Here is a 12,672-nt window from a genome sequence, read left to right as displayed (position 1 = left end):
CTGATTCGCAGCCAAGTTTCATCTGACTTGAATTGAAAGTGCTGAGAGGCCCCATCTTCCGGCTCACCGGAGGCGAAGTGGTCAGCGTGCCGCGTCAAATCGAGGTGTTGGCGCGAGCGCTCGACAAGCCGGTGTGCTGCGTCGAGGTCGGATCGGCAGAGACGAATGCGAATCTGGAACGGATCTGCGTCCAGCACCGATGGCGGCATCGGTCGTGAAGTGGTATGAGGATGGCCTTGGGCGCGGGCACCGTAGTGCACCTTATGCCAGTTAGTGACCTTCCCATCCTCACCAGCGCTATGCATGCACATGTGATGCGCGACGGAGTCGGAACTTCGATCAAGCTCCAATATTTTCTGACGATACGAAGTAAAATCTGCGGCGTAGTATTTTTTCGTCACACCCAAACGCAAGTCTGTTTAAAACAGAATCGGTCAGAAGCTGCCATTGGCTAATTGCTTTCTACTCCCAAACACGGCATCCTTTGCCTAGTAGGCGCGGACCTTTTAGGGGGTACCATTTGTGAAGAACGATTGATTACGTGGCAAGTTTTTCCATCGAGAACATATTGACCCACAGTGCACATTCGGAGTGGCGGCGTCGAGTCGGCGCAACATTCGGTCTGAGCGCGAGACGAACTAGATGATCCTCTCCACTCGTTACCTACTGGCGTTTATCGTCAACGTGATATTGCCAGCTGCCGCGTACCGGGTCGCATTCCCGTACTACGGAGCCATCGGGGCACTGATCGCTTCCGCGGTGCCGCTGCTAACATGGATGATCGTCGACCTTGCTCAATTTCGGCACTTCGATGCGCTCAGCGCGCTCGAACTCGCAGGAATTGGCATGTCTCTCCTTCTACTTATAGCAAGCCCGATGCAATGGGGTCGTGCTGCGCGTGAGCCGTTGGTGAGTGGCATTATTGGGTTGCTCTTCCTCGGGTCGATTCTTTTGCGCCGACCGCTTGTCTTCTATCTCGCGCGGTCGACGATGGCACGCGAACGGAAGGGCGGAGAGCTCGAATTTGACGCAATGTGGCACTCTCGCCCGGCGCTCGTAAAGTCGATCCGGATAATGACCGCCACATGGGGTATCGGCCTTGTTGCGGAAAATATGGCGCGGCTTTGGTTCACCTATAACTTAAGTGACGACGAGGCGCACCGCGTCTCTTCGTACATCAGCTACGCTGCGTACGTTGGCCTGACAGTCTGGACCATCTTGTACCGACGTAATTACATCGGAAAGCAGAGCGCGGCATCAATCGTAGGCTGATGACCGACCCCTCTGGACGCATCTGGGTTACGGTAGGGATTGATGCGTACAAGGCGGATGAGTGCTCCGAGCTTGCCACGACAGCGAGACCGAGCACGGCGTCGTCACACTAAATCTATGGGCCTCCCCCATTTTTTCGACCCTGATTTTGGTCACTTGGACACGTTCGGCTTTCCAAAGGCGAATACAGAAATGCGGCTGGATCGCGCGCGGTTCATTTCGTCGAAGGAATGCGCGCGTTCCACGCCGAAATCGCCTTGTCTCGCCCAGATAGATCGGGCGGACAAACAGCAGTTCCGAAGCCCGCGTGCCAAACAGCGTGTCACACCGCAGTGACGATCCCCTACCGCCGCTTCACAGCCACGGTTGTTGTGAACCCCTCATAGTTGTCTCGCGCCACTTGCTCGCATTTCTCACGGTATGCACCAACACCGCCGACGTACGGCATAAACACACGTGGCTTGCCTGGCACATTGGCACCCAAGTACCACGACTTTGCGTGGGAAAATAGAGTCTGCTCCGCTAGGTCATTGACATGCGAAACCCATCTGTCTTCAAAATCTGAGTTGGCATCTATAAAATCCATTTCATTCTTGCGGAGATAGGTAAGGCAGTCAGCGATCCATTCGACGTGCTGCTCAATTGAGACAAACATATTACTGAGCACTGACGGACTTCCCGGTCCAGTCACCATAAAAAGATTGGGAAAACCAGCCGTTGCAAGGCCAAGGTAGGTTCGAGGACCGCCCGCCCACTTTTCCCTGAGAGAATTTCCTCCACGTCCGCGGATATCGATTGCCTGAAGCGCGCCAGTTATCGCATCGAAACCCGTTGCAAATACCAAGCAATCGAGCTTGTAGCTGGCTGCACTTGTCTCAATGCCGCCAGGGGTAGTCTGCTCCACCGGCTCGCTCTTCAGATCAATCAGCGTGACGTTTTGCCGGTTATAAGTCTCGAAGTATTCGATATCAACGCAAATTCGCTTCGTGCCAATTGGGTGATCCTTCGGCGCAAGGGCGTCTGCAGTTACCGGATCGCTCACGGCTTGACAGATTTTTGTTCGCACGAACTTCGCAAGTGTTTCGTTAGCCTTAAGATCGCGCCCAAGGTCCGGGAACACCTGCACCAAACCAGGACCACCTCGGTTCCAGTTTGCTTCGAATATTTCTTCGCGCTCCCCATCCAAAATATCAAGCGCGGACTTATTCTCCTGAGTCCAGAGCGTTCCGGAACCAGACGTGCGCATGCGCTGACGATGCTCACGATAGCGGCTCTTGAACTCAGCGACCTCGTTTTCATCCAGTGGACGATTCTTGGCTGGGACGCTGTAGTTCGCCGTTCTTTGGAACACGTAAAGATGCTTCGCCTGCTTGGCGATTTGCGGAATCGCCTGAATGCCCGTGGACCCCGTGCCGATGACGCCGACGCGCATCCCAGTGAAATCAACGCCTTCCCGCGGCCATCGGGCGGTGTGATACTGCGCGCCTTCGAAGAAGGACAGCCCGCGTATATTCGGTTCACGAGGTAACGAAAGACAGCCCGTCGCCATGATGCAATAGCGACTCAAGATCTGCTCGCCAGTGTCTGTTGTAACCGTCCAGAGATTACACTCTTCGTCAAACGATGCAGAACGCACACGGACGTTGAAATGAATGTTACGCTTCAAATCAAAACGATGCGCTACATGATTCGCATACCGAAGAATTTCAGGTTGCGTTGCGTAACGCTCATTCCATTTCCAATCTTGTTCTAATTCAGGAGAAAAAGAGTATGAATATTGCATGCTTTCCACGTCGCAACGCGCGCCGGGATACCGATTCCAATACCAGGTTCCACCGACGTCAGAGCCAGCCTCGACAACGGCCACGGTGAATCCGCGCCGTCGCAGTTCGTATAGGGCATACATACCGGAAAAACCTGCTCCTACAACCAGGACATCGAATGGACCCTTCCCCTCGGCCGATTCGTTGCCTCCATATCCTTCGTCGTTCATAGCCTTGTGTCTCCTGATTTTTTAAAAACTAAACGCGTGAACGCCCGTTGTTCCACGACGTTAAATTCTTTCAAGCATCAACTGCAAACCGACGCCACTGCGATCAACTGACTGATGGTTCAATTTCTCTGCTACAAAGCGTCTATGATCAGAAAGGATATTGAACTGGTTTATCAATCGCACTAATCCACTGTGTTTGCGTAAACTCCTCAACATTGGCTGGCCCGCCAAAACGCCCGCCGTTCCCCGAGGCACCCATTCCGCCAAACGGAACATGGAATTCGTTGTTTACGGTTTGATCATTGATGTGAATCATTCCGCTACGCAGACGATCGGCAATGGTCATCGCTGCTGGAATCGAACGGGAATGTACGGAAGCAGCAAGCCCATATTCGCTCGCGTGGACGATCTCAATCGCTTCATCAACGGAATCGAATACTGTTATCGGAGCAACCGGACCAAATATCTCTTTCTGAAATGCTGACATCTGAGGTGTCACGTTCATCAGCACCGTGGGTTCGAAAAAGTTGCCTCGACGCGAACCACCCACCACAAGCTCTGCGCCGGCGTCGATCGACTCGATAACAATTCGATGAACGCGTTCTGCCTGCCGCGCATCTATAAGCGGGCCAATATGAACATCACTCGTGCCAGGATTACCAACCACCAGACGACGGGCACGCTCAGCGAGCTTGGTAGCGTACTCGTGCGCAACGCTTCGATGTACGATATGCCGTCCGGTCTGCATACAGATCTGCCCTTGATGCAGAAATGCGCCCCAGGCAGCACAAGATACTGCGCCGTCAATGTCTGAGTCGGCCAGCACAATCATCGGGTTGTTGCCACCGAGTTCGAGCGAGCATTTTTTTAACAGGCGACCGCAGATCTCCCCGATCTGGCGCCCTACATCAGTTGATCCTGTGAACGAGATCATATTTATGGCCGGATGCCTCACAACCGCATCGCCCACTGACGCGTCACCGGGAAGTACTTGCAAAACCCCTTCTGGCAGACCCGCATCTGCGAATAGGCTGGCCAACAAGGCGCCCCCGGTAACTGTACTTTGGGGAGCGGGCTTTAGTATTACCGCATTGCCCAATGCCAACGCGGGAGCGATCGAACGAATCGCCAGCAGCAACGGAAAGTTCCATGGAGCGATAACACCCACAACACCGATCGGAATCCGCCGCCACGTATTGGTCCGTCCCGGCATGGCCGATGGGAACAGCATTCCTGTAGCCTGCATTGGTAACGCGGCCGCCGCCAAGATCTGGTCGTACGCCGCATCTAGCTCCCATTGAGCTTTTGCGCTGATTGATCCACATTCCCTGATATTCCAGAAATTGACCAACTCAGTGCGCGCTTTGAGCAAACTAGCTGCCTCATAAAGCACTGCAGCGCGTTTGTCGAACGACATTGAACTCCAGATACGCTGAGCAGAAGCAGCGCGCTCCGCCGCATCATTAACGTCTCCGACCGTCGCGATCCCCGTTACGCCGATTTCAGCGCCGGTAGCTGGCTCAATAACCGGGGCGCGACCACCGCTTCCTTCTGTCCAATTGCCCACGAAAATTTTTCCGGACCAAGCTTCTTTGCTCGACATACTAGACATTGTCGCCTCCATGGTTCTATATCGTTCGCAACCTGTAATTCTCGCTTTTTTATTGAATCAATGTCATTGATATGCTGTTGATGCTGCCCAACCACACAAAAACATGGCTTTGGATAACAATCATATTTCTCAAGCATGCTTCACCCTCTAAGCCTTACCCCAAATCGGGTTCTAAACTCGCTACATCGGGTTGGGTTCGATAGCCTCTCAAGTTGGTCGGACACAAGCATTCGAAATTCGCCGGAAACGCTTATAGGTAAGCGGTAATTTTCACTTCAATAGCCGCCCCCGGAATCGCGAGGCCACTGACTCCAAGCGAAGTCCACGCCGGACCCGGTCGCTGAACATACCGATCTCTGACAGACATGAACGCCTCCATCTGGTCGAAGATCGCTACTTCGCCAGTGTGATATGTATCGAATGACGCAATATTCGAAAAGTCACCACCAGCTTCTTCGAGAACATCTTTCGCCTGTTCAAAAATCAGTTCTATCTGCTCTTCGAGGGAATCAGCAACAGATCCATCTGGGCGAAATCCAACCAGACCAGACATCAGCAAAATATTTCCACTTAGTGTTGCAGGCGATATATTATATTTATCATATAAATCGCTTCTATTTTTATGGTGTATATAGACGATTCCGGACATAAGCACTCCCTCGCTTAACTTGCTGGCATTACTTTGAATTACGCTAGATGACGATGACTCACCACCGCGGCAAAGATGCGGCGCATGCACCATTCAGATGTGCGCCGCACAGTTCTTTGAGTGATATTCGAACGTCAGCCGGAGCCCAATTTTCTGTTCTGATTGAATTTTCCGAAAGCTAGGCGGATGCATTCGATGAGAGATTCCTCTCCAAGGGAAACCCCAACTCCTTCTGGCGGTCGATCATAATCCTGCACTCTGCTGTCGCGTTGAGCACGCGCTGCGCGTTTTCAACCGTTGCGCGCCCCGCTTTGTCGGGCGTTCCAACGTCGAACGGAGGCTCAGGATCATATTCCATCATGAGCTGTACCGTCCTGGCAGCCTCCTCTCCACGCAAAATCGCAAGCAGTCCAAGACCAAAGTCCAATCCTGCGGTTACTCCGCCACCCGACACTCGATTCCGGTCATGCACCACGCGCTTCTTCACAGGTATCGCGCCGAGAGATGACAGCACTTCGTGCCAGCCCCAATGTGTCGTTGCTTCGTAGCCTTTGAGAAGTCCCGCAGCGCCTTGTATAAGAGACCCCGTGCAGACGGACGTCACGTATCCTGCTCGCTCGCCTCTGTCACGCACAAAGTGCAATAGTTCCAGGTCCATCATCGCGTCGAGGACTCCGACCCCGCCAGGCACAAACAGGACGTCCAGGTCTTTCGGACATTCGTCAAATGTGCACGTCGGCAAAATCTTGACGCCCTGATCGCTTGCAACAGGATCCATTGTTTTCGCTACCAAATGAACGTCAGCGTGAAACCCCAAAGCGGTCGCGGGCCCGATTAAATCCAGAAGCGTCACCCTATGAAACAGTACCATTGCTACGGATAGCTTCTTTTGGCTATCAATATTATTCAGTATATCTAACATAATGACATCCTCGGATCGGTTTCGAATATGATGCATTGCTACTCAATGTGAAGCATTGGTGTGATGCTGGACACGATTGTAGTCTCTCACTACAATGGCACAAAGGACGAAAACTCGTCATTTTAGGACGCTCAATGATCCGCATCAGTTGCTTGCTTTTCGAAGGTTTCGTCCTTCTCGACATGGCCGGACCAATCACGGCATTCGAAACCGCGAGCCAATGCGGCGTCCCAGGCTATTCGATTGAGGTTCTGGGTTCAACCACTGGCAACGTGACCAGCAGTAGCGGAGCTACCGTTGGCACGCTTGATTTCCGTCGGACCCAAGGCTGCGATATCCTCCTCATCCCCGGAGGCTTGGGCGTCCAGAATCGGGAAAACTACGCACATCTTCTTCCCTTTATTCGAAGCGTGGCGGAGAACGGGTGCAAACTGGCGAGCGTCTGTTCCGGGGCCTTTCTTTTGGCGGAAGCCGGACTTCTCGAAGGCAGGACCGCCGCGACACATTGGCGGGAAGCCGCAGAACTTGCCAGGCGATTTCCCTCTATCAACGTGGATGCCGAAAGTCTCTTTGTGCGAGATGGAAACATCTGGACTTCGGCGGGAATATCCTCTGGGATAGATCTTGCGCTTGCCATGATTCAGGATGATTATGGCTTCGAGACCGCGCGACGCGTCGCTCAGATTTTGGTCGTTTCCGTTAATCGCCCTGGTGGTCAGTCACAGCATTCGGCGTTGCTGGAATTGGTAGGGGGTGACAACAGGTTCAACGAGATATTGATCTGGGCTCGTTCACATCTCAATGAATCTCTCGATGTCGAGCATCTAGCAGAGCGTGCCGCATTGAGCGTAAGACAGTTTACGCGGGCCTTCACCGCAACCATCGGTATCGCGCCGGCAAAAGCTATTGAGCGGCTTCGACTCGAAAACGCCCGGACCTCAATCGAGGCTGGGGCGCGGTCTCTTGAGCAAGTGGCTCGTGATAGCGGTTTCGGCAATATCGATCGGATGCGTCGCGCTTTCGTTCGAAGCTTCGGAGTAACGCCACAGGCGATGCGTCGCCACCTATCGCCTGATGATTCAGCTGAGGCTGCCACTGATCACATTCAGTGAAACAATAGACAACCTGAACATCCTCGATGCTAAGTGACAACCCGACCATCATTGACCGGGCCAATGCGCCGAAACGCGCCGCGCAATCTCCATCCGCTCATCCGTCAGTTGCTGTGTCCGTCGCCGCACTTCGGCGACAAGGGCAGCCGGCGCGGATCGCGGAGAGCCACCCGCGAATGGCGGAGACGGGTCGTACTCCATCCCGAGTTGGATCGCATGCGCGATCTGTTCGCCGTGCAACAACCCAGCAATCACAAGGCCGAAATCTAAACCTGCCGTGACGCCGCCCGCAGTGATTCTGTTGCGATCCATCACCACTCGCTCATACACGGGCGTAACTTCGAAGGCGGGAAGTACGTCCATTGCCGTCCAGTGAGTCGCCGCTTTATAGCCTCTCAGTAAACCTGCGGCACCCAACAATAGCGCCCCCGTGCACACCGAAGTCACCCAGCTTACCTGTGCACCGGCCTGTGCCAGAAATGCAAGAACAGGCGGATTCTCCATCAACGGGTTGATACCCGGTCCTCCACCAACGAAGATCATGTCAAGCCTCGGACATCGGTCTATCGTAGTCGTTGGTAGCAGCCGCGCGCCGGTATCGCAGGTCACAACTCCATCGTCAACGCCAATCACATGCACCTCTGCCCCCGGCATTCGGGAGAAAACCTCAAACGGAGCAGCAAAATCGAGGTTGGTCATGCCTTGAAAGACGAGCATTCCGACACTACAACTCACAACGGGACTATCCATTCCTAGTCTCCATGAAAGGGGACGCCTTAAAAACAGAGCGCATTGACATCTCAGATCGAATTGCGCGTGCGATCGCGCATGCCGATGAGGCCCAACGACGAAGCGATAAGAATAGCGCTTAAATACCAAGCAGGTGCCATGCGGTTTCCGGTAACGGCGACGAGCCAAGTATTGACGAATTGTGCGAAACCGCCGAACACGGAAACACCGATCCCATACACCACCGACATGCTGGTAACGCGGTTCGTGCGTGGAAACATTTCCGCAACCATCGTAATGATAGGTGTCATCTGTAATGCCAACAGCATGCCCAGTAACACAAGCACAGCAAACAGACGCAAACTTCCGGGCGCCGCGTTGAGCCACTGCAGGCATGGGAAAACGGCCGTAATCGTGAGTATCCGCGCTGCCACGACTAGCGGCTTTCGCCCGTAGATATCCGAAAGGATGCCCACAACCGGCGCGGTAACGAATCCCGTGAATCCGCATACGACGGCGGCCGTCAGCGCTACACTGGAAGGCATGCCGAGCTGTTTGATCGCATAGGTTGGGATGAAGAAAGTCACGGTGTACGAGGTGGTGATTCCTCCGCCGACAAGCAGGATACCGCTGGTCGCGTTCCACCATTTTCCGTTGCCCAGCAGGCGGCTCGGAGCTCGATCGCCATCCATCATGCTCACATTTGAAGCGGCTGGGCGTAACGTTTCCTCGGTCGATCGGCGAATATACCAACCCACCGGGGCAATCAGTGCACCGAGAAGGAACGGTACACGCCAACCCCAGCGCTCGAAGCTGTTCGACGACATGGCCGTCGTCAATGCGACTGTCACCAACGCTCCCAGCATTACGCCGAGACAAGCGCTGGCGAACTGCCAGCTTGAGTAGTAACCACGCCGCGACGAGGGGGCACTCTCAAGCATCAACGTCGTAGACGCACCGACTTCACCACCCGATGAAAAACCTTGCAACAGTCGCGCAATAACAATCAGAATCGGCGACACTATGCCGGCCTGTTGATAGGTCGGCGCGATACCGAGAAGAAGGGATCCGACCGCCATCAACGCAATAGTCAACATCAGACCCGCCTTGCGTCCTGAGCGGTCCGAGTAGATCCCGATAACCAGCCCGCCGATTGGCCGCATCAAAAAGCCAACGCCGAACGTAGCCGTAACCAGCAACAATTGTCCGGTTGCCGAAGCGGAAGGGAAAAACAACCGGCTGATCAGTACGCCCACAAAGCTGTAGACCGTGAAGTCGAAGAATTCGAGTGCGTTACCAATAGTTGTCGCGAATATGACGTGGCGGGTCTTGTGGGTTGGGAAAACACCATCGATGGCGCTCATTGCTGGTTCTCGTTAGATACACGCCTCTCAGTGCGCCGTCATTGTTGCCCGACGGCCCGAGCAGTTAGGAGGAGTGGAACATGTGTAGGGAAGCAGGCCCAGCGGGGACACACTCGCAATTCGTAGAATGCCGTGTCCGCAAGCCTGGCGTGACTAGCTGCTGCGGATTACGGCCACGCATTCGAGCTCAACGAGCATCGCCGGATCCGGCAGGGCTGCCACGATCACCGTTGTTCGTGCTGGATAGGGAGCAGGACCGAATGCGAGGCCGTACAGACGGTTCATCTCGGGGATGTCCTCTGCCCTGGTAAGATAAATCCCCACCTTGACGACGTTCTCGAGGCAGCTCCCGGTTCTTGCGAGGATCGCAGCAAGACTTTGCAAAGCTGTCTCAAACTGAACGGTGAACGACGGATCGAGTTCCATGTCATCGTCGTAACCGGGCGTGCCGGAGACGAAAACCCAGTCATCAACACGGCATGCGGACGACAGCGGGGGGATTTTTGCGTGCGAAATTGTCGGCGGGAAGTGGTAAATCATCGGCACCTCTTTGATCGAATGAGTCAATCATAGAGGTGCCGAAAGGGCACACGTTACCCGCGAATCTGATTCCTGCCGAAATGCACATGCAATTGCCGAAATCCGCTCATCGGGAACAGCGATGACCAACGAATCGCAATGTCTCGACAGGCGATTCCCCGAAGCGCTTACGATAATGTGAGGCGAAATTGCCAAGATGCCCGAAGCCCCATTTCTTCGAGATCACTGAGACCGTATGGGTCCCAGCCAGCAAATCGTCTCGGGCACGGTCGAGGCGAACGCCACGAATGAACTCAGCTGGGGTCATGTTGCGGAATGTCCGGAACCCGTTGAACAGCGCACGTACGCTCACGTTTGCGTGAGCTGCCAGCAACTTCGTCGACAGCATTTCTCCGGCATGTTCGAGCACGTACGCTTCTGCCCGCTTGACATGTCTTGGAGCTGGGAGTGCGCATGGCCGCCGGACTTCGTCCCAGAAATTGTGGCGCTGGCCAAAGACGAGCGCCGACACAACGGTGTTCTCGATCGACGCAAGTAACTTCGGTGAAAATTCGGTGGACGATTCATTGATCAAACCGCCGAGCATACCGGCAAATGGCGCCCAGCTATGCCATGCGCTTGAGTCCAGAGCCATGTCGTCTGCAAAGCGCAGCTCATGCCCCAGAGGCGTGCCGAGCACTTCCTCCAGATACTCTCGAATACTATCGACGCGAACACGCAAAATCAGTGCGTCGAAGTCCGCATCACACGTAAAACGCTCGACCCGACGTACATCAATAACACCATAGCGTGCTGCATCAATAGACACTTCGCCACCCGCATATACCGCACTTGCACGGCCCTTGATTGGCATCTGGACTAGCAGAACCTCGTCCCGATCCCAGGGTGCAATGCTCACGTTTGCGCCGTACGATAGCCGGTTGACGGTTAGATTCTTGCTGATTCTGAGTTGGCTAAACCGCAAATCCATCTGCGCACGACCCACAGTCGAAATCTTATGGCGGGACCATTCCCGGCAGAGGATTTCGGTGGATTCGATCAGCGAACTGGCACGGAATTCGGACACGCTCATGCGAATACTCCGACGGAAGGTGGACGCCGTCTGGGGGCGGGATGCGGCACTCAATGGAGTGAGCAGACGAGTCACGGTAACGCACCAGAATTTCCCGGACAACACTCGAAAACTCCAGGTTCCCGACCGACGCTGGAAGATTACCTGGCGTATCAACAGCAAGTTTCGGCAAGAAGGTTCGGCAATCGGCACCTAACTTCGACATCATTTTTGTAAATCTTCACCCATGCGTACGATTCGCTCGTCAAACGAGACTGTGCCGATAGTCCCGAAGCCAAACGCTTATCTCTTCCTGCGAGAACGTGTCCATGTCATCTAAAAGAGCTCCGTTTGGAGCGATGTTGTTCGCCTCACTTCTTGCCGGATCCGCTCCGGCGATTGCGCAGTCATCAGTGACGCTTTACGGCGTCCTTGATATGGGCATGACGTACTTCAGCAATATCGCAGGCAGTTCCGCATTGCGGGAAACCAGCGGGGTGGCCAATCCAAGCCGCTGGGGACTCACTGGCAAGGAGGATCTCGGCAGCGGCACGAACGCCGTCTTTCGTCTCGAAGGCGGCATTAACCTAGCCAATGGAGCCTTCGCCACAAGTGGGCAGGAATTCAACCGCATCGCGACAGTTGGATTGCAAAACGTCAACTACGGCACAGTCACATTCGGGCGCCAACCGGACTTCATGATCCGGTTATTGCCGGTCATCGTCGGGCCGATCTACGCCTATCATCCAGGAGACTACGATCGCATTGCAGGTGAGTTCCTCAGCAATACCGTGTCCTACGAAAGTCCCAGATGGGCAGGAATTCATTTGGGGGCACTATATAGCTTCGGTTCATCGACCGCGCCCGCGTCCAACACCGGCCGCGGCCTAAGTTTCCTGATCGACTATCTCGGTGGGCCGCTGACTGTGATCGCCGCGATGACGGATCTGAACGGCGTCAATATCAATCCCGCCTCCATTGGCCTGACAAGGGCCTTCGGCGAAGAGCTCGCGCCAACGCTGGCAACGGGCATCAATCTCGACAATCTTTCGACATATGCGGCCAGTGTCTCGTACAAGATCGGACCGTGGCTCGCCTCGGCCGCCTATAGCCGGACTTATCTGCGGGCGCTATCGGTGACGGAGATGCTGCAGACCGGCAATTTCTCCCTCTTCTACTATGTATCTCCCGCACTTATCGTCTCGGCAAACTATGCACGCTCAGTCGGACTCAACGGACGATGGAATGTCGGATCAGCCACGGTGGATTACTTTCTCAGCAAACGCACGGACGTTTATCTGTCGACGGCGTATCAACGTGTGGGAAGCGAAGGGCAGCACGCGGCCCTGCTGTTCCAGACGCCTTCCTCCAGCGCATCACAGTTAGCTGTCCGCGTTGGTATGACTCATCGATTTTAAGTATTGGTTC

At 54.6% G+C, this 12,672-nt stretch carries 11 protein-coding genes; 3 read left to right on the top strand and 8 right to left on the bottom strand.

Going from position 1 to position 12,672, the window contains the following annotated elements; genetic code table 11:
• The first annotated feature begins 642 nt into the window (after nucleotides 1-642).
• Nucleotides 643-1,272: a VC0807 family protein gene (locus tag M0D67_RS25315; protein ID WP_266240223.1), complete on the top strand. Its 630-nt coding sequence runs from the start codon at nucleotides 643-645 to the stop codon at nucleotides 1,270-1,272.
• 343 nt (nucleotides 1,273-1,615) lie between these two features.
• Here M0D67_RS25315 and M0D67_RS25310 read toward each other — a convergent pair whose 3' ends face one another.
• The 4 genes from M0D67_RS25310 to M0D67_RS25295 all read right to left on the bottom strand — a co-directional run bounded on the left by M0D67_RS25310 (nucleotide 1,616) and on the right by M0D67_RS25295 (nucleotide 6,484).
• Complete coding sequence (locus M0D67_RS25310; RefSeq protein ID WP_266240222.1) at nucleotides 1,616-3,265, bottom strand: NAD(P)/FAD-dependent oxidoreductase; 1,650 nt, start codon at nucleotides 3,263-3,265, stop codon at nucleotides 1,616-1,618.
• Between the two features lie 148 nt (nucleotides 3,266-3,413).
• Complete coding sequence (locus M0D67_RS25305; RefSeq protein WP_308112596.1) at nucleotides 3,414-4,877, bottom strand: benzaldehyde dehydrogenase; 1,464 nt, start codon at nucleotides 4,875-4,877, stop codon at nucleotides 3,414-3,416.
• A 250-nt stretch (nucleotides 4,878-5,127) separates the two neighbouring features.
• Complete coding sequence (locus tag M0D67_RS25300) at nucleotides 5,128-5,526, bottom strand: Rid family hydrolase (protein ID WP_266240221.1); 399 nt, start codon at nucleotides 5,524-5,526, stop codon at nucleotides 5,128-5,130.
• A gap of 178 nt (nucleotides 5,527-5,704) precedes the next feature.
• Complete coding sequence (locus tag M0D67_RS25295; RefSeq protein WP_266240220.1) at nucleotides 5,705-6,484, bottom strand: DJ-1/PfpI family protein; 780 nt, start codon at nucleotides 6,482-6,484, stop codon at nucleotides 5,705-5,707.
• 98 nt (nucleotides 6,485-6,582) lie between these two features.
• Between M0D67_RS25295 and M0D67_RS25290 the strand changes: the two genes are divergently transcribed.
• Nucleotides 6,583-7,560, top strand: coding sequence for a GlxA family transcriptional regulator (locus M0D67_RS25290; protein ID WP_266240219.1), 978 nt, complete (start codon nucleotides 6,583-6,585; stop codon nucleotides 7,558-7,560).
• 48 nt (nucleotides 7,561-7,608) lie between these two features.
• On the opposite strand, the gene M0D67_RS25285 is transcribed toward M0D67_RS25290, so the two are convergent.
• From M0D67_RS25285 to M0D67_RS25270, 4 genes are all read right to left on the bottom strand, one after another.
• On the bottom strand, nucleotides 7,609-8,310 hold the full coding sequence (locus M0D67_RS25285) for a DJ-1/PfpI family protein (RefSeq protein WP_266240218.1): 702 nt from the start codon (nucleotides 8,308-8,310) through the stop codon (nucleotides 7,609-7,611).
• Nucleotides 8,311-8,360: 50 nt separating this feature from the next.
• Nucleotides 8,361-9,653, bottom strand: coding sequence for an MFS transporter (locus M0D67_RS25280; RefSeq protein WP_266240217.1), 1,293 nt, complete (start codon nucleotides 9,651-9,653; stop codon nucleotides 8,361-8,363).
• 153 nt (nucleotides 9,654-9,806) lie between these two features.
• Nucleotides 9,807-10,193 carry a RidA family protein gene (locus M0D67_RS25275; RefSeq protein ID WP_266240216.1) on the bottom strand — a complete coding sequence of 129 codons (387 nt, stop codon included), beginning with the start codon at nucleotides 10,191-10,193 and terminating at the stop codon, nucleotides 9,807-9,809.
• A gap of 106 nt (nucleotides 10,194-10,299) precedes the next feature.
• Complete coding sequence (locus tag M0D67_RS25270; RefSeq protein ID WP_266240215.1) at nucleotides 10,300-11,265, bottom strand: AraC family transcriptional regulator; 966 nt, start codon at nucleotides 11,263-11,265, stop codon at nucleotides 10,300-10,302.
• A 338-nt stretch (nucleotides 11,266-11,603) separates the two neighbouring features.
• Between M0D67_RS25270 and M0D67_RS25265 the strand changes: the two genes are divergently transcribed.
• Nucleotides 11,604-12,662, top strand: a complete 1,059-nt coding sequence (locus M0D67_RS25265; protein WP_266240214.1) for a porin — start codon at nucleotides 11,604-11,606, stop codon at nucleotides 12,660-12,662.
• Nucleotides 12,663-12,672 lie beyond the last annotated feature (10 nt).

Source organism: Paraburkholderia sp. SECH4 (genome assembly GCF_030511745.1).
In the GTDB taxonomy this organism is placed as follows: Bacteria; Pseudomonadota; Gammaproteobacteria; order Burkholderiales; family Burkholderiaceae; genus Paraburkholderia; species Paraburkholderia madseniana.
The sequence above is the reverse complement of the archived record's forward strand: the minus strand, read 5'-3'. Positions and strand labels throughout refer to the sequence as shown.